This window comes from Vibrio sp. 1F279 (assembly GCF_041439815.1).
In the GTDB taxonomy this organism is placed as follows: Bacteria; Pseudomonadota; Gammaproteobacteria; order Enterobacterales; family Vibrionaceae; genus Vibrio; species Vibrio tasmaniensis_A.
This window is the reverse complement of the sequence record NZ_JBGOOU010000028.1, coordinates 1-17430: the sequence shown is the minus strand read 5'-3', so window position 1 is coordinate 17430 and position 17430 is coordinate 1. Positions and strand designations below refer to the sequence as shown.

Below are 17430 nucleotides of genomic sequence, written 5' to 3'. Positions count from 1 at the left end.
TTAATCAATCATCTCAATCACACTATGAGTAGCATGAATCAGAAGTGCTTATGCACAACATTTCTTGTATTTCTTACCGCTACCGCAAGAACATGGGTCGTTACGGTTAGGTGTCTTTTCGAACGTCATTGTTTTTGGCTTGTTTAGTAATGTGTCGAACTCAAGCGTGTTTTCTTCTTTAGTTGCATCAACAGATACAGTAACAAAGATTGAATGCTCGGCCGCGATTGCTTCAACTTCTGCTTTACGAGCTTCAGTTTGAACCATTACAGCAACTGGTGACTCTTCAGTACCCACTTTAACATCGCGGTTTACATTGTAGCCAGCAAGAACGTGGTTCTGTCTTGTTTCAATACGGCCTTTGAAAAATAGTTTCGACATTGGGTACTCACAAAATTTGGGATGACGCTATTCCTATGCTGGGTAGCGTTATAGAGCGGGGGATTATACGCATATATTCCAATTGATAAAGCAGTGATGTGAGTAAAGATTGTTGGTTTTTGTTTGCCAGCAATTATTTGTTTTATAGCTTTGTTCTAATTAGACTAATTTTGAAACTCAAGACAATAAGATTTCCCTTAACAGGCCTTCAAGTGATAAATTGAAATCGTCAATTTAAACAACGAGATACCCCATGAAGTTAGATGCCATCCTGTGGGATTACGATGGAACCTTAGTGAATTCAGTTCCAAAGAATATCGCAATTACCAAAGATATTATCTCTGTGGTCGCGCCACACTTATCAGGTGAGAACTTACCTAAATATCTGCTGAGCGAAACGCTTTATCACGAAGCCAACCACGGTGCTAAAAACTGGCAAGCTTTATATGTCGATTATTACGGCTTATCGCATGACGAAATGTTGATCGCCGGTGGAATGTGGGCAGAGCATCAAGAGAAAAACCAAACTGCTGTCGCCTTGTTTGACGGGATGAACACTGTGGTAAGTCAGTTTGATCATCTTCCTCATGGGATCTGTTCTCAAAACTCTCAATTGAATATTCGTGGTGTGCTCGACAGTTATGGCATTGGTGATTTGTTTAAATCGGTAGTGGGCTATGACGATGTCTCGAACGGCCACCAAAAGCCACACCCGTTTGGTGGCGTGAAATGTGTTGAGAACATATTTGGCGCCGATCAGTCTAACGAGCTTTGTTTGATGTACATCGGTGACCATGAAGCGGATACACAGTTTGCTCGCAATATTGAAGCAGCATTGGGTAAGAACGCAAAAGTGATTGCGGTGGCTGCCGGTTATAGCCGATCTGAGCCTGAAAACTGGCAAACCAAGCCCGATTACATTGCCAACCATGTCGATGATCTTTTAACGATCATCGGTAAGTATACGTAGAGGTATATAGTTTAAGTACGCTTAAAGCGATCTCTTCACGTACCTAAATAGCTATGTAAAAAATTCGTTATAACTGAACGATTTTAAGGAAGAATAATGACACCAAAAGAAGTGGTATTAGGTTTTTGGGATGCAATGCGCAGTAATGATTTTGCCAAGGCAAGTGAATGGCTAGCCGCAGATTTTGAAGGCTATTGGCCTCAGTCATCTGAACTCACATTAGGGCGCGATAACTTTACGGCAATCAACTCTGAATACCCAGCCAATGGTGTTTGGGAATTCACCCTGAATTCGATTGTCTGTGAAGGAGATTCCGTAGTAACGGACGTTTCGGTTACTGACAGTGTATTGAAAGACCGAGTGATTACCTTTCACACGGTTGTTGATGGTTTAATTCAAAAGCAAACTGAGTTTTGGCCAGACCCATTCGAAGCGCCGGCTTGGCGATCGCAGTGGATTCAGGTTGTATCGAACAATTAGTTTGTGTCGATACGATCAGTTTGTAACGAAAAACCAGGTTATAACAAACAAGCGGCATTAGGAGGTTTCATTGAACAAGGTAGTGATTGTAACAGGCGGGAGCCGAGGCATTGGCGCGGCGACGTCTAAATTGTTGGCCAATCAAGGCTATGCTGTATGTGTTAACTTCATACACAATGAGTCGCGAGCTGAAGATCTAGTGAACGAGATTCGTGAACAAGGCGGAACCGCCATAAGCGTGCGTGCGGATGTGTCTGTTGAATCGGACGTGAAATCCTTATTCGAGATTGCTCGTAACAAGTTAGGTCCAGTGACTCACTTGGTCAATAATGCAGGGATTTTGTTTACTCAGTCACCTTTGGTTGACATCGAATTGGATCGCTTTGAAAAGGTGATGAAATCGAACGTATCAAGCTGCTTCCTTTGCAGTAAAGCCTTTATTAAACAAGCTGACGGTACGGGTTCTATTGTGAATGTATCGTCTGCTGCTTCGCGAACGGGCGCACCGTTTGAGTACGTGGATTACGCAGCATCGAAAGGTGCGATGGATTCACTCACCAAAGGCTTATCGCTTGAATTGGCTTCACGTAATATCCGAGTGAATGGCGTAAGGCCTGGTTGTATTTATACTGAGATGCACGCAGATGGCGGAGAGCCTGATCGCGTAGACAGACTAGCTTCGCAGCTACCGTTACAACGAGGTGGCACACCAGAAGAGGTGGCTAACTCTATCGCATGGTTATTATCAGACGAAGCGTCGTATGTAACCGGTTCGTTTATTGATATTGCAGGCGGTCGTTAGGGCACGTTGGCATTTACACTAAGATAAACCTGTTAAAACCATAAACACGCAACAAAAGTACCCAACTAAAAGAACGAAACTAAGAGTACAAACATGAAAAACTATTTTGAAAGCCCGTTTGTTGGAAAGTCACTTAAAGAGCAAGTGACCAACCCAAACATAATTGTGGGCGAGCACAGCTATTACTCGGGTTACTACCATAACCACAGCTTTGATGACTGTGCGCGTTACCTATTACCGGATAGAACCGACATCGATAAGCTGATCATTGGCAGCTATTGCTCGATTGGTTCAGGTGCCGTATTTATGATGGCGGGAAACCAAGGCCACCAAAATCAGTGGGTCAGCACTTTCCCGTTTTTCTATCAAGACGACGAGAAGTTTGAAGGTGCGATCGACGGCTTTGAACGCTCTGGCGATACCGTGATTGGTAATGATGTGTGGATCGGTACAGAAGCGATGATCATGAGTGGTGTTAAGGTTGGTGACGGGGCGATTATCGCGAGTAGAGCGGTTGTGACCAAAGATGTAGCGCCATACTCGATTGTCGGTTCAAACCCTGCACGCCATATCCGTTATCGATTCGATGACACTGAGATTGCTCAGTTGTTAGAAATGAAATGGTGGGAGTGGAGCGAAGAACAGATCAAAGGCGCGATGTCGTTGATGTGCTCTTCAGATATCAACGGGCTTTATCATTATTGGAAAGCGATCAAGTAATCGCAGTCCCCGATATAGCCACGCGTGACAATGTAGCCCCTCATGGTGTTTATACAAGAATGCTCACACAAGCGAAAACTTACTGAATTGAATCTACATACCACAAGATATCTAACGCATCTTGCTTTGTGATCACACCTTGCCACGCTGGCATGCCTTGTTCTACATCGCCCTCTAAAATGTCATCCGCTAAAGAGCTTGGGCTGGTAAAAAAGCCGCTCAATTTATTAGCGATGTTAGCAGGTTTGTGTGGTAATGAAGCGGCAGTGGGGCCATCACCGTGTCCTTTGTCGCCATGACATACCTGACAAAGCTGCGTGTATTTGGCTTTTCCATTAGCAAAGTGCCTCGCATCTATTTCTGAGGCGGCACTCACATTAAACGTCATCATTGAAACGACTAAGCCTAAAAAAGCTAACACGTGTAAATGGTTCATGGTTTTCATTGTTTTGTTCTCGATTATTATTTAACAATGAAAGAATAAGCAGGCGTGAGTAGAAGAAACGTGAATGGGTTAAGCTGGATTAAGCTAAGTTTAGAAGTAGGTTTAGAAGCAAGTTTAGTTTCGGACGAACATCAATGTGACTTGGGTAAATGATTGATTATATGCATATTGCATAGTATGGCGTGTCGCATTAGCGTGGTGGATGAATTGGAGGGGTATTATGATTAGTTGCAACGATTACGATTATATTGAGATTGTGTGTATGCACCGATACCCAATCAAATTAACGCTGAAGTCTGGCGAGCAGATTGAATGTGTCGGATTAGATACTCAACGCAATGATAGCCGTGAAGAGTGCATTAAGGTCAGTATTCAAGGTGTAGAACAACTTGTCGTACTCACTGATCTTTCCACACTAGAAGTCTGTGTCGACAATCCTCATTTTCAGCAGATTTCATTCAAAACGTCATAGGCTTTCAAATGAATAACACCATAGAACAATGCTATTGCACCGCATGCAGAGAAGACACACAACATGTTGTTGTGTTGGTCAGAAAGACGAGTGCGTTTGCAGACAAACCTAACCAAAAGCGAAGCGAGTTTTGGGCAGGCATGATAAAAGGTTGGTTCCTTGGCCCGTTTATCGCGTCAATGGATGAGTTTTCTCGTCACCTTGTCTGCGAAAAATGTGGGCATAAAGAGATACAAGATTAGTCGTGTTATTTTACAAAACATTGGATTCAATACAGTTAGATCGTCAATTGGCTTAGGAATAAAACGAATGAAAGTAGAAACGATTGAAGCCGTAAAGGCGTATGGTTTTTCAGTAAGAACCACTAATACCGATGAGATTGACCCGGCCAAAGCCAAGATAGGGCAATTGTGGCAGGGCTTTTTTGACCAAGCGTTTCCAAAATTAACGCCGGATTCAAAAGTGTATGGTGTCTACACCAATTACGAGTCTGACTTTACGGGTGAATTTGATGTCGTCGCTTGTACTAGCGCACTCACCGATAACAATTTAGATGCGCTAGTTGAAACCGAAATTGAAGCAGGTAAATATCTGACGTTTTCTGCTGAAGGTGAACTTCCTCAAGCGGTCATCGATTTATGGGGCGAAGTGTGGGCGTACTTCAACGCAGCAGATTGCCCACATGTTCGAACTTACACGACAGACTTTGAATTTTACAAAGGCGAAACTGAAGTCGAGATTTCGATAGCGATTCAATAAGCTTTGGATTGTCGTTAGTTTTAGTGCAAATTGAGTCATTAGCAAAAGAGCCGCTCTGTACGAGCGGCTCTTTTTATTGGGGTACACCGCCTAAATAAATTGCGGTACACCGCTTTTACAAATTGTGGTGTACCGTCTTAACAAAGGTCAGCTACATCATTCTCATGAAGTAAGGAATAATCAGGGCGTTCGCTAAATCAATGAAGAACGCGCATACCAATGGCACGATGATGAAGGCTTGTGCTGAATGCCCATATTTCTGGCTTACTGCCGACATGTTTGCCATGGCTGTCGGTGTGGAACCTAACGAAATCCCTCCGAACCCCGCACATACAACGGCTGCATCATAGGTCTTACCCATTGATGGGAACACGATGAAGATATTGATTATCACAGCCAGTAGCAGCTGCATTGCCAATATCGCGAAGATGGGACCAGCCAAGTCAATGAGCGTCCAAAGTTGCATGCTCATTAGTGACATCGCCAAAAATGTACCCAGGGAGATTTCAGCAATTAAGTCGATAGCGGGCGAGCGTGTTGGCCATTTAGCGCCTGAAATTCTCGGGTAGGAGTCTGGCATTACGTTGGTGATCACGATACCCGCAAACAAACACGATACGAACAATGGAAGCTGCAATCCTGTCTGACTGATCAATTCATTAAGCAACGCGCCGACAATGACACAAATATGAATCGCTAACACGGCATCTAAAAATTGAAATGATGTAAGAGCTTGTTGTTGCTTTTTGGCATTTGAATCGATTGAGTTTGATTGCCCGTCGGCAGGTTTGAGATTGTGACGCGTGATGAGAAACTTCGCAATAGGGCCACCCATCAGGCTGGCTAAAATCAGCCCGAATGTTGCACTGGCGATACCTATCTCCATCGCGCTTTCTAGACCGAACTCTTCTGCAACCTTGGGTGCCCAAGCAATCGCGGTACCATGTCCGCCAATCAGCGAAATACTTCCGCTGAGTAGACCAAAGACAGGCTCTAAGCCGAACATTGATGTGACAGAAATACCGACAATGTTCTGCATGATCATGAAGAAGATAGTGATTGCTAGCAAAATGACCAAGGGCTTTCCGCCTTTGAACAGGTCTTTTAAACTTGAGTTAATACCAATGGTGGTAAAGAAGTAGACCAATAATACATCGCGGGCAAACAGATCAAACTGCACTTCGATTGAGGTCGTCGCGTATAAAACCGCGAACAGGAGTGATGCCAAAATCCCGCCAGAGACAGGTTCAGGGATACTGAACTCTTTCAAAAAACCGATGACCTGGCTAAGCCTTCGACCGATAAATAGAACCACGATCCCCATGGTCACTGCAAAGAATGACCCGAGATGTAAGATGTTGTTTTCAAATTCCATAGTGATCCTTGTAAAGGTGAAGTTATGACGTAACTTTAGTTGCCAAATTGCGCTTTAATAAGCAACTAGATTAGCATTATTTGTTGCGTTCAAATGATAAGAAGTTTCGGAATTCCGGATCGGCAACAAGTTGTTTGTTACCTTCTTCAATCAATAGATCGACGTTTTCTTTGTCTATCATAAAGTCCGTCGGAATTTGATGAGTAAATAACGTTTGTTGGAATGTAGGCTTGATTCTGCTGCGCAGCAGATGGGCTTGTGTTGGTTGCTTTGTTTTTCGCGCTGCAGCCTGAAAGGGCAAGCGAGAAGGCCACTAACAGTGAAACTTTCGCGAACCCTTTAAAATCGGGGCTAGGTGTGTTGAATGTGTTTACTTTGTTTTTTGGCATAGCGCATTTCAAACTAACGTTGTGATTGAGTGAAAGGCGATTTTCGTTGATATCTAATATGCCATCAATGGCATCGCTTGTGATTCAGTGTCACGATTTTCATAACAATAGAGTGCTGTCTATGCTTATTTAGAACTGTTTACAGTCATCTTCGGTAATCTAGGGATATCTCCAGCAATTCATAGCGACTTAATGCTACCCAAAAACACAATCTTGCTTGGTTTCATTCCACAAAGGGTATTGCTTCATGACTTGGGTGTAGAGCTTACTGTCGAGATGCGTTCTTAACCAACGTCCAACGTTCTGATATTCAGATTGCACAAACAACTTCTTCTCGACTCTTACGAACTGGCTAACAAAAGGCATCACGGCAAAATCGGCTAAGCTTGGGGTTTCTCCAAAAAAGTAGGGCTGATCGGTGAGTAGCGCTTCTAACTGACTAATGAACGCTTCGCAGGCTTGTCGACGTTGTTCACTATCGATGTTTCGGTAACGCACTGAAGCGCGGTATTTCTCTAAGTGACCAATGAATTCTTCATCGTTGGTTTTAATGAGTTGTTGGACTTGTTCGCTAAGTATTGGATTGCTTAAGCGCAGAAGATCTTGAGGATCGTTTTGTTGAAGCGCCCAATTCATCACATCTAAGCTCTGCTCGATGATTTGACCATCAGGCAATACCAATACTGGAACAGTGCCTTTTGGCGAACTGGCCAATAGTTCGCTAGGCTTATCTTTGGTAACAATTTCTCGAAGTAACACTTTCTGCTGTGATAGTGCGATGCCCATCCTTCCTCGCATAGCGTAAGGGCAGCGTCTTAAAGAATAAAGGATAGGTAAATCGAATTCGTTTGGCATTATTGAGGTCATTTAGTTTGGAAAGTGTTGTTAGGTGGTAAAGAGATCGTGTTGTAGGTAGAATACGCGCCTTAAAAATTATAAGTAAGTGAGCGACTTCAAAAATGAGCAGAAAGATTGAGTTATTAGCCCCAGGTGGCGATGTCGAGGCGATTAAAGCCGCTATCGTGGCCGGTGCCAATGCGGTTTATTGTGGTTTAGACACCTTCAACGCTCGTAACAGAGCCTCTAACCTTTCGTTAGATGAGTTGAATGGTGTGATTCGCCTTGCTCATGAATATGGTTGTGAAGTGTTTCTGACTCTTAACGTTGTGCTGCTGGAGCATGAAATTAAGACTATCACTAAATTGCTGAACCAACTGGTGAACACCAAACTAGACGGCATCATCGTTCAAGATCTTGGTTTGTTTGATTTGGTGAAAAAGCATTTCCCATCGTTAGATGTTCACGCATCGACTCAGTTAACGACGCACAACGAAGGCCAGATTAAGTTCTTGTCTAAGATTGGCGCGACGCGCGTTAACTTGTCTCGTGAATTGAACCTACCAGAAATCAAAATGCTGACGGAAGTGGCACACGATCACGATGTATTGACTGAAGTGTTCGTACACGGTGCTTTGTGTATCGCATTCTCTGGTCAATGTTACTCAAGCTCTGTAAGTGTGGGTAACTCAGGTAACCGTGGGCGTTGTAGCCAAGCGTGTCGTGATGAATACGAAATCACCAACGCAGGCAACAAGTTCCCACTGAACTTGAAAGATAACTCCGCTTACTACGACCTACCTGAACTGGTTGACGCGAAAGTTGACTCGTTGAAAGTAGAAGGCCGTATTAAAGGCGCACACTACGTATACACTGTGGTAGACACATGGCGTAAACAGATTGATAGCTTTGTAGAAAGTGGTTTGTTGATCGAAGACGATTCGAACCTACACAAAGTATTCAACCGTGATTTCACCAACTCTTTCCTTAAGGGCAACCTAACGAAAGACATGTTCATTGATAATCCTCGTGACAACAGCATGAACTACGCCGTTGATAAAGCGACGAAAGAGAACAATGAAATCTCTGTTGTGCAAATTCAAGAAGTAACTAGCGATCTTTATGAAGCTAAGAATGCGCTAGGTAGTGAAATGCGCGACAAGATCGAGTTCCTTGATATTCGTAAAACGCCGGTGTCATTGTCGTTTAGCGCTAAGGTGGGTCAACCATTTACGGTGACAGTGAACACACCAAAAGAAAACTTTACGGTTCAATCTCAATCGTTATTGGCAACAGCTAAAGAGACTGCGATTACTCAGGCGTTACTTGAAAAGCGTTTCAAATCAGTGAAGAGTGCTGTTCATACGCTTGAAAACTGTAACTACGACAACCTAGATGAAGGTCTGATTCTTCCTTTGAAAGAAGTGTCGGTCTTAAAAGACGAAATCGATTTCATCTTAAACGGTTCTGTGAAAGTGATTAAGCACGTTGAAGTGCCAGCACTGCCTCAGCAACCGAAGGTGAACGAGAAGCCAACTATGTCGATGCTTATCGCGGATGTGGAAGACTTGCACCTGTGTGACGTAACTGACGCGGATGTTTACTTCAAACTGCCTGAAAGCTTCAAGAAGCGTTGTAACAAGTACATCGATATCTTGGCAGCAAACCCACGTTTGATTCCTTGGTTCCCTGCCGTATTGATCGGCAAAGATTACGACGAAGCAGTTCGTATCCTTGAAGAGATCAAGCCAGCTCGCATCGTGACCAACAACACGGGTATTGCCTACAAAGCTTACGAGATGGGAATTGAGTGGGTAGCAGGCCCGTTCATGAACACCACAAACTCTCACGCATTGGTTACGCTGAAAGAAGAGCTAAACTGTGCTGGTGCTTTCATTTCGAACGAGATCAACAAAGGTCAGATTCGTCATATTCGCCGTCCAGAGAACTTCAAACTGTTCTACAGCATCTACCACCCAATCTTGATGATGACCAGTCGTCAGTGTTTCTTCCAAAGAACGGTAGGTTGTAACAAGCCAAGCATTGAAGCCGGTTGTATGCTGAAGTGTGAGAAAGCGACCACGATTACTAACGTGAAAGGTATCTCTTTCGCGGTTGATAAGCAGAAGGGTGGCTACCCTAGCATTTACAACCACGAGCAGTTCTTAAACCATGACGCTGTAACGGATTTCTCTGGTCTGTTCGATGAGTTCTTCATTGACCTAACCAACATCGGTGCGGGTTCGAAAGAAGTACAAGACAAAGTAGAGCTTATCAAACACTTCCAAGGTTTGATTGACGGCGTTGATGGTTCACAACAGAACCTAGAGCAGATGGTTGAAGTTCGAACTAACGCTCAATACGTTCAAGGTCTATAGGGTTCAAGGCTTATAACACTAAAGGTCTATAAGGCTTAACCGCTTGTAAGCACTGTGAAGTAATAAACAAAAGGCCACTCAATCGAGTGGCCTTTCTGTATTTGAGTATTCTGAATCAGCGAATACGTTATTCCGTCACGGCTTCTTGTTTGAAGCATGGGCTTTTCAACGTGTTCATCTTTTCAATTTCGTTGGTTAAGCGTAGCGAGAGCAGGGCTTTTTGGTTTGAAGCAAAATCAAACATCACGATAGTCGCGGTGCCAATGGTCGTCAGTTTTTGCTGAGTCTTACTGACAATCGCGTATTCCATGGTGAATCGGTCATCTTGAATATCAGTAACACGAGAGCCAATCATCAAGGTATCTGGATACGTGACTGGGCGGAAATACTTACAGTAAGTGTCACCAAGAACAGGGCCAACTTTGGTAATCGCCATCTCTTCCATCAGCTCAACGTGCTTGAAAAAATCTAAGCGAGCGGTTTCGAAATAGCGAAAATATACGGCGTTGTTAACGTGATTGAGTGCGTCCATTTCTCCCCAAGCGACAGGGATTTCTGTTACTACCGGGTAGTCAGATAATAGTGCTTCCATGCGAACTCTCTTATTGTTATCTGTGTAGTTAATGTTATCTGGGTAATTAACGTTATCTGTTTATCCTTCATCGGGATAAGTTGTTATTGGAATAAAAACCCTACCGTTAAATTAACAAAACTGCAACACGTGTGATTTAAGTTTTTGAAGCTTGAAACCACACAATGTCAGTGACTTAACTTTCCGTTACTTATTGATTAGTGTCTCACTAAACAAACGACTTACGCACATTCACTCAATGATTACGCATCAAGGTGTTTGAATTGCAGTTCAACTAAGCGTTGGTACAATTCGCAGCTATTGATGAGAGACTGGTGGTCGCCGATGTCTACTAGCTGTCCTTTATCGAGCACCGCAATCTGGTCGGCGTGTTTAATTGTTGATAATCGATGGGCGATAATGATCGTCGTTCTACCACGCATTAACTCTTCTAACGCTTGTTGTACGTGATGCTCACTTTCGCTGTCTAGCGCACTGGTTGCTTCGTCCAATAAGAGAATATTCGGATCTTTTAGGATGGCACGTGCGATGGCTATGCGTTGTCTCTGGCCGCCAGAAAGCCTAACACCGCGTTCACCAAGAAAGCTGTGATAGCCTTCAGGTAAGTTCTGAATGAACTCGTGCGCGTGCGCTTTTTTCGCCGCTTCGATAACTTGTTCGTCCGTTGCTTCTGGGTTTCCGTATCGGATGTTATGGAACACATCGTTACTGAACAGAGCGGGTTGCTGAGGAACCAACGCCATCTGCTTTCTCAGTTCATTCGGATCAAACTGATTCAGTTCAACACCGCCTAGCGTCACTTTACCCACTTGTGGGTCGTAGAAACGTTGCAGCAGTTCGAATAGGGTGGTTTTACCTGCGCCAGACGGGCCAACCAATGCCAACACTTTACCTTCGTGGGCCGTTAGCGTGAGGTTGCTTGTTGCGGGCTGGTCTGGTCTTGATGGGTAACAGAAGGTCACATCATCAAAAGCGACTTCTGGTGTCACGTTATCGAGTGATGTTGGGTTCGCAACTGGCGCAACAATATGGCTTTCAACTTGTAGGATCTCGATTAATCGCTCGGTCGCACCTGCCGCGCGTTGCAGTTCACCCATCACTTCAGAAATGGTACCTAATGACGAAGCGACCATAATGGCGTAGAAGACAAACGCCGCTAAGTCACCCGCCGACATGGTGCCGTTGATGACATCACTACCACCAACCCACAGCATCCCTGATATTGCGCTGAACACGATAACAATCACGCCAGAGATAAGAATCGCGCGCTGTTTTACACGCTGGCGACCAATCTCATAAGCCTTTTCCACTTCAACAGCGAACGACGCTTTCTCTTGCTCTTCTCGGCTGTAGCTTTGAACCGTTTTAATATGCTCAATCGCCTCACCGGCATAAGACCCGACATCAGACATCGAATCTTGGCTTTGACGAGATAGGGCTCTTACACGACGCCCGTACACAAGAATCGGAATCAAGATAAATGGCACCGAGGCCAATACAATCAACGTCAGCTTAATATTGGTCGCAAACAGCATGATGATTGCACCAATACACATCAACGCGCTGCGCATCGCCATAGAGAACGATGAACCAATGATACTTTGAAGCAGAGTGGTATCCGTGGTGATGCGCGACATGATGTCGCCACTGCCGTTGGTTTCAAAGTAACTCGGGTGCAGCGTCACGACATGATTGAAAACCGATAAGCGAATGTCCGCACTCACGCGTTCCCCAACAGAAGAAACCAAATAGAAGCGGAAGAAAGTACCAATCGAGATCAACACGACCACGACCATGATGAATTGAATCGCGCTGCCTAAATCTGAGAGTGATTGTTGGCTAAAACCTTGGTCGATAAGAAGGCGAATACCGTGTCCGACTGAAAGGGTTAAGCTCGCCGTGAAGATCAACGCGATCAAAGCAGCAATAACACGACCTTTATAAGGCTGAATGAATTTACTTAGCTCAAACAAAATACTGAGGCTTTTTTTCTCAGGTTTGGCATCGGGATTCTTTTGAGTCTGTCGCTGGTTTGAGTCGAGCGTAGAAGAGACATCGTTTTGCATATGACTGCCTTAATGTGTTGTCGCTTTAAAAATAGATGGCTTGTTGCTTATGACTAATTGCTTATGGCTTGTTGCCTGTACTGCGCGTTGTTCGCTGGGAGGTACTTGTTGTTGAGAATAGAACCCATTAAAGCATTTATTGCGCTGTGACGCTCCCTAGGAAACTCAATTTCCAATATTTCCTCACCACTAAGTGAATAATTCGAAACGACCTTAAAGGAAAACTAAGCATTCTGAACCAGTCAGTTGGATAGGAAACTAAGCTATTTAACCCTAATTTTTATGCAAGTAAATTAGCGTTGATAGGAGAGTGCACACATAAACAAGCAACCATGCAATGATTTATAAGTTGATAGTAAAACGTTTGCTATTTATCTCGATATTAACTTTATCAATGACTTGCGAATTTTGGTTGTAAGACCAGTTATAGCGACTGTTTTTTGTGCAATATTTGTTACAAAAATTCAACAAAGTAGTTTTTTATACATTTTTCTTGCATAAAACCTCGGATTGAATAGAATAACCAACAAATGACAATTAATGCAGTATTGTGGCATGAGTATTCAAGTAAAGAGCGTCAACAAATCATACGGTGATACCCAAGTTCTTCACGACATCAGTTTCGACTGTGAGAGTGGCGAAACCTTGGTATTGCTTGGCCCAAGCGGCGCGGGCAAGAGTTCATTACTGCGTGTATTGAACCTGCTAGAAATCGCGGACAACGGCGAATTAGACATTGCGAACGAGCAAGTCGATTTTTCAAGCCAAATCCAAGAGAAGCAGGGGCTTAAACTTCGTCGTAAAGTCGGCATGGTGTTCCAGCAATACAACTTATGGCCACACATGACGGTGATGGAAAACTTGATTGAAGCACCAACCAAAGTTGCGGGTTTGGATAAGCAAGAAGCGATTAAGCAAGCGCAAGAAGTACTAAAGACACTTCAACTTGCAGACAAAGCCGACGCTTGGCCACTTCAACTGTCTGGCGGTCAACAACAGCGTGTTGCGATTGCACGTGCGCTGATGATGAAACCGGATGTGTTGTTGTTTGATGAACCAACAGCGGCGCTTGATCCTGAGATCACCAACCAAGTCGTGAGCATTATTAAAGAATTGAGCGGAACGGGCATTACCCAAGTGGTCGTGACGCACGAAGTCGATTTCGCGAAGAAGATTGCTAGCCACGTTCTGTACCTAGAGAAAGGGTACATCGTTGAACACGGCACCAGCGATTCATTCGTTAATCCGCAAACACCTGAGTTTGCCGAGTATTTGACTCACTAGATTAGTGACTCATTAAACCTGAGTTAACGCATTGGATTCACATAGCCCAAGATTCAGCTAATTTACTTGATTCGGCTAATCACAACACAATTTAGTCAAACATAGATTCAGTTAAAACAAATCAAATTATAAAAATGGCCACAGGTCAAAATCACACAGATTCGGAGTAACAAAATGAAAAAGATTCTACTAGCTTCACTTATCGGCCTTTCTTCAGCAGGCATGGCTGTTAATGCATCGGCACAAGATGAAATCAAATTCGCAATGGAAGCAACTTACGCACCATTCGAATACATGGACGAGAACAACCAAATCCAAGGTTTTGACGTAGACCTAGCAAACGCACTTTGTGAAGAGATGAAAGCGACTTGTACTTTTCACAACCAAGCGTTCGATAGCTTAATCCCAGCGCTTAAATTCAAACGTTACGATGCCGCTATTTCGGCAATGGACATCACTGAAGCGCGTCTTAAACAAGTAAACTTCTCTAACGCTTACTACGACAACTCTGCAGCATTCATCTCTATTGAAGGCAAAGTAGCAGACCAAGCAGCACTAGAAGGTAAGCGTGTTGGCGTTCAAAACGGTTCAACTCACCAGAGCTTCCTACTTGAGCAAATGGCTGGCGTAACAGCGGTACCTTACTCAAGCTACCAAGATGCATTCATCGACATGAAAAACGGTCGTATCGATTCAGTATTTGGTGACACAGCGGTAGTAGCTGAGTGGTTCAAAAAGCAAGACAACCTAACGTATGTTGGCGACCAAGTAACAAACCAAGAGTACTTCGGTAACGGCTTTGGTATCGCAGTAAACAAGAGCAACCAAGAACTTGTAGACCAGCTTAACGTTGCACTTACAGCAGTGAAAGCGAACGGCGAATACGACAAGATCTTTAACAAGTACTTCGGTAAGTAATTTATGGAATTAACGGGTTACTCTTTAGGGCTCGTCGAAGCAAGCTGGATGACAGTTCAGCTTGCGTTCGTAAGCCTATTGGTTGGATTGGTTCTAGCAGTTTTGTTTGCAAGTGGTGAGATGTCTCGTCGTATTGCAATCAAATGGCCAACGACTGCATTTGTGACGATTGTTCGTGGTTTACCAGAAATTCTGGTCGTACTGTTTATCTACTTTGGTTCGACACAAGTTCTGTTCATGATCACTGGCGACTTCATAGAAGTGAGCCCGTTCTTATCTGGTGTTGTTGCACTGTCACTTATCTTTGCTTCTTATGCTTCGCAAACCTTGCGTGGTGCATTAAAAGCAGTAAGCAAAGGGCAGAGAGAAGCAGCAAGCGCGCTTGGTATCTCTCAATCACGTTCATTCTTTCGTATAGTTTTACCTCAAGCGGTAAGACACGCGCTACCAGGGTTAACCAACCAATGGTTAGTGTTACTGAAAGACACCGCATTAGTATCGCTGATTGGCGTAACGGATTTGTTGAAACAAGCACAACTAACATCAGCGGCAACGCACGAAGCATTTACTTGGTACGCGACAGCAGCAGCAATCTACTTGGTCATCACTTTAATCACACAAAGATTGGTAAAAGTGATTGATGGTAAGTTCTCTATTCAAGGTTTGGGTAACAAAGGGGCAATGGCATGAATCAACAATACCTCTCTCAAATGCTTGAGGGCTTAGCGACCAGTCTGCAACTCACAGGCGCTTCATTGCTTGTTGGTTGTATCTTGTCATTGCTGATGACGGTAACGCTAATCCTAAGAATACCGGCGATTCACTGGTTAACTCGTGGCATCATTACGCTGTTTACCGGCACACCATTGTTGGTTCAGATTTTTTTGGTGTATTACGGCCCGGGTCAATTCGATTGGATTCGTGAAAGCTTCCTATGGACATGGCTTAGCCAACCTTGGTTCTGCGCAATGTTAGCACTCGCACTGAACACCGCGGCATACAGCACGCTACTGTTCAGAGGTGCATTCAACGCGATTCCAGCAGGGCAGTGGGAAGCATGTCGCGCATTAGGCATGGACAAAATCGCGACGCTTAAAGTGTTACTGCCATACGCACTACGTCGCGCCGTTCCAGCTTACTCGAACGAAGTGATTCTAGTCTTCAAAGGCACATCACTGGCAAGCACCATCACCATCATGGATTTGATGGGATACGCTCAGCGTATCAACGGCCAAACCTACGACACACTCACAGTGTTCGGCATTGCTGGCGCATTCTACCTAGCCGTGAATGGTGTATTAACGCTGGTCTTCCGTCAGGTAGAGAAGAAGGCCCTCGCATTCGAAGCTGCGTAAGCTAGCCACTCAAAAGCTTAACTAACGTATAAAGCCTGACATTAATGTTCGCATAAATGGCAGGCTTTTTTGTGTTTGGGTATGTGCAGAGTACTGTGATTACATATAGTACGGGCGAGTTTTCGCTAAAATCATACTATATAGAAATATTCTGCATTTTGTCATTCAATGAGTTTATCTATGTTTTAAGTCACTGAAATACTGTGATTAATCGTGGTAGAGTCCCGTGCATATGAAACTAGATAGAAAAATTCTATATTTAAATGCAGAATTTTTCTGTCTAAGAGCTGCTATACGTTAAAGGATAATAACTCAGAGGAGATAGAGGATTTTGAAATATGAATAGCGATCAGATATGGCTTAAGTCGACTGCTGCGCTATGTATTGTGATGCTAATTTTATACATTATAGGGATTATTTGGCGAAAGCGAAGTTTCGATTTGAATATGATCGTACCGCTTTTGCTTGGATGTGCAGCAAGTATTGCAGCTATTAAAATGATCGTTTTAGCATTTACTCTACCCCGAGAGATTCAAGGTACAGAGGTGGCATCTCTGTTTGACTCTGGAAGCATTTTTGTCGGTGGAATAGTTTTTTTTCTAACAGCACTTTATGGTTCAATCAAAATAGTAGTTGAAGCTTTTGAACCACTACAAGCAAATACAAATGGGAACAATGGCAATGGAGAGTAGTTTTACTCAGAAATATACGATGATGCTGACAGTAATGGTTGCTGTTGCAACCGCATTTTTAGCTTCATTTCTAATCGTCGAAAAAGAATTTAAACCACAATCTGATCAGATGGTTAAAATTGAACAGGTAGAACAGTTGGTAAGCAAGCTTGAGTCCACGCTTGCTCTTCAAAAGGAAGTCTTAGAGTTAAAAGAAGAGAATAAAAGGCTAACCGAAATGGTTTCGTTCTACAAAGAAAAGAATGACTTCTTAACCGAGCAGTTATCGGGTACGTCGAAAAATTAACGTATAACAAAGCGTTCAAGACAGATTCGCAACACTTGGCATTTTTGCTTCGCTCAAGTATAGCCAAGTGTTGCTTACTACTTAACGCGGCGTTGATATGACCCCCACTGTCAATTAAAAACGTAGAAGTTTCTCTCCTGTATTATCAGAGCCTTTCTTGTTGCTTAGGGGATAGTGTTACCGCATAGATGAAGCAAGTAATGTCGTCGGTTCTCATGCTGATATACGT

The 17430-nt window shown here is 43.7% G+C and carries 20 protein-coding genes and 1 pseudogene; 14 read left to right on the top strand and 7 right to left on the bottom strand.

Annotated elements, in window-relative coordinates:
• Positions 1-48: 48 nt before the first annotated feature.
• Entirely contained in the window at positions 49-381 is a 333-nt protein-coding gene (locus ACED60_RS18350; protein WP_004733856.1) for a PBPRA1643 family SWIM/SEC-C metal-binding motif protein, read from the bottom strand.
• A gap of 253 nt (positions 382-634) precedes the next feature.
• Between ACED60_RS18350 and ACED60_RS18345 the strand changes: the two genes are divergently transcribed.
• The 4 genes from ACED60_RS18345 to catB all read left to right on the top strand — a co-directional run bounded on the left by ACED60_RS18345 (position 635) and on the right by catB (position 3353).
• Positions 635-1351: an HAD family hydrolase gene (locus tag ACED60_RS18345; RefSeq protein ID WP_017087143.1), complete on the top strand. Its 717-nt coding sequence runs from the start codon at positions 635-637 to the stop codon at positions 1349-1351.
• Between the two features lie 96 nt (positions 1352-1447).
• On the top strand, positions 1448-1831 hold the full coding sequence (locus ACED60_RS18340; RefSeq protein ID WP_371728149.1) for a nuclear transport factor 2 family protein: 384 nt from the start codon (positions 1448-1450) through the stop codon (positions 1829-1831).
• 70 nt (positions 1832-1901) lie between these two features.
• Complete coding sequence (locus ACED60_RS18335; protein ID WP_371728148.1) at positions 1902-2633, top strand: glucose 1-dehydrogenase; 732 nt, start codon at positions 1902-1904, stop codon at positions 2631-2633.
• Between the two features lie 93 nt (positions 2634-2726).
• Positions 2727-3353, top strand: a complete 627-nt coding sequence (gene catB, locus ACED60_RS18330; RefSeq protein WP_017099903.1) for a type B chloramphenicol O-acetyltransferase — start codon at positions 2727-2729, stop codon at positions 3351-3353.
• Positions 3354-3432: 79 nt separating this feature from the next.
• On the opposite strand, the gene ACED60_RS18325 is transcribed toward catB, so the two are convergent.
• Complete coding sequence (locus ACED60_RS18325; RefSeq protein WP_371728147.1) at positions 3433-3798, bottom strand: cytochrome c; 366 nt, start codon at positions 3796-3798, stop codon at positions 3433-3435.
• Between the two features lie 220 nt (positions 3799-4018).
• On the opposite strand from ACED60_RS18325, the gene ACED60_RS18320 reads away from it, so the two are divergent.
• The 3 genes from ACED60_RS18320 (at position 4019) to ACED60_RS18310 (ending at position 5029) form a co-directional block, all read left to right on the top strand.
• The gene (locus ACED60_RS18320; RefSeq protein WP_004733849.1) at positions 4019-4270 is read left to right on the top strand and encodes a Rho-binding antiterminator; all 252 of its coding nucleotides are present in this window, start codon (positions 4019-4021) and stop codon (positions 4268-4270) included.
• A gap of 8 nt (positions 4271-4278) precedes the next feature.
• The gene (locus ACED60_RS18315) at positions 4279-4512 is read left to right on the top strand and encodes a hypothetical protein (RefSeq protein ID WP_004733848.1); all 234 of its coding nucleotides are present in this window, start codon (positions 4279-4281) and stop codon (positions 4510-4512) included.
• Between the two features lie 67 nt (positions 4513-4579).
• Positions 4580-5029: a GyrI-like domain-containing protein gene (locus tag ACED60_RS18310; protein WP_135381685.1), complete on the top strand. Its 450-nt coding sequence runs from the start codon at positions 4580-4582 to the stop codon at positions 5027-5029.
• Between the two features lie 151 nt (positions 5030-5180).
• Here ACED60_RS18310 and gltS read toward each other — a convergent pair whose 3' ends face one another.
• The 3 genes and pseudogenes from gltS to ACED60_RS18295 form a co-directional block, all read right to left on the bottom strand.
• A complete protein-coding gene (gene gltS / locus ACED60_RS18305; protein ID WP_371728146.1) occupies positions 5181-6404 on the bottom strand; it encodes a sodium/glutamate symporter in 1224 nt (407 codons plus the stop codon).
• 224 nt (positions 6405-6628) lie between these two features.
• Positions 6629-6793: pseudogene (locus tag ACED60_RS18300) on the bottom strand (patatin-like phospholipase family protein); the annotation flags it as partial.
• 195 nt (positions 6794-6988) lie between these two features.
• On the bottom strand, positions 6989-7648 hold the full coding sequence (locus ACED60_RS18295; protein WP_012604003.1) for a glutathione S-transferase: 660 nt from the start codon (positions 7646-7648) through the stop codon (positions 6989-6991).
• 104 nt (positions 7649-7752) lie between these two features.
• Here ACED60_RS18295 and ACED60_RS18290 point away from each other — a divergent pair, with 104 nt between their 5' ends.
• Positions 7753-10008 (top strand): peptidase U32 family protein, encoded by a 2256-nt coding sequence (locus ACED60_RS18290; protein WP_017104327.1) that lies wholly within the window; start codon positions 7753-7755, stop codon positions 10006-10008.
• A 127-nt stretch (positions 10009-10135) separates the two neighbouring features.
• Here the strand turns inward: ACED60_RS18290 and ACED60_RS18285 are convergent, their stop codons facing one another.
• Together ACED60_RS18285 and ACED60_RS18280 are read right to left on the bottom strand one after the other, a co-directional pair.
• Positions 10136-10600, bottom strand: coding sequence for a thioesterase family protein (locus ACED60_RS18285; protein WP_016786146.1), 465 nt, complete (start codon positions 10598-10600; stop codon positions 10136-10138).
• A gap of 242 nt (positions 10601-10842) precedes the next feature.
• Positions 10843-12666 (bottom strand): ABC transporter ATP-binding protein/permease, encoded by a 1824-nt coding sequence (locus ACED60_RS18280; protein WP_371728145.1) that lies wholly within the window; start codon positions 12664-12666, stop codon positions 10843-10845.
• 555 nt (positions 12667-13221) lie between these two features.
• Between ACED60_RS18280 and artP the strand changes: the two genes are divergently transcribed.
• From artP to ACED60_RS18250, 6 genes are all read left to right on the top strand, one after another.
• Entirely contained in the window at positions 13222-13950 is a 729-nt protein-coding gene (gene artP, locus ACED60_RS18275; protein WP_371728144.1) for an arginine ABC transporter ATP-binding protein ArtP, read from the top strand.
• Positions 13951-14124: 174 nt separating this feature from the next.
• Complete coding sequence (locus tag ACED60_RS18270; protein WP_371695509.1) at positions 14125-14868, top strand: lysine/arginine/ornithine ABC transporter substrate-binding protein; 744 nt, start codon at positions 14125-14127, stop codon at positions 14866-14868.
• A 3-nt stretch (positions 14869-14871) separates the two neighbouring features.
• Complete coding sequence (artQ, locus tag ACED60_RS18265) at positions 14872-15558, top strand: arginine ABC transporter permease ArtQ (RefSeq protein WP_017078229.1); 687 nt, start codon at positions 14872-14874, stop codon at positions 15556-15558.
• Positions 15555-16223, top strand: a complete 669-nt coding sequence (artM, locus tag ACED60_RS18260; protein WP_371728143.1) for an arginine ABC transporter permease ArtM — start codon at positions 15555-15557, stop codon at positions 16221-16223. Before artQ ends, artM begins: the two co-directional genes overlap by 4 nt.
• A 338-nt stretch (positions 16224-16561) precedes the next feature.
• Complete coding sequence (locus ACED60_RS18255; RefSeq protein WP_371728142.1) at positions 16562-16915, top strand: hypothetical protein; 354 nt, start codon at positions 16562-16564, stop codon at positions 16913-16915.
• Positions 16905-17201 carry a hypothetical protein gene (locus tag ACED60_RS18250; RefSeq protein ID WP_371728141.1) on the top strand — a complete coding sequence of 99 codons (297 nt, stop codon included), beginning with the start codon at positions 16905-16907 and terminating at the stop codon, positions 17199-17201. The genes ACED60_RS18255 and ACED60_RS18250 overlap by 11 nt, the downstream gene beginning before the upstream one ends.
• The last annotated feature ends 229 nt before the right edge of the window (positions 17202-17430 follow it).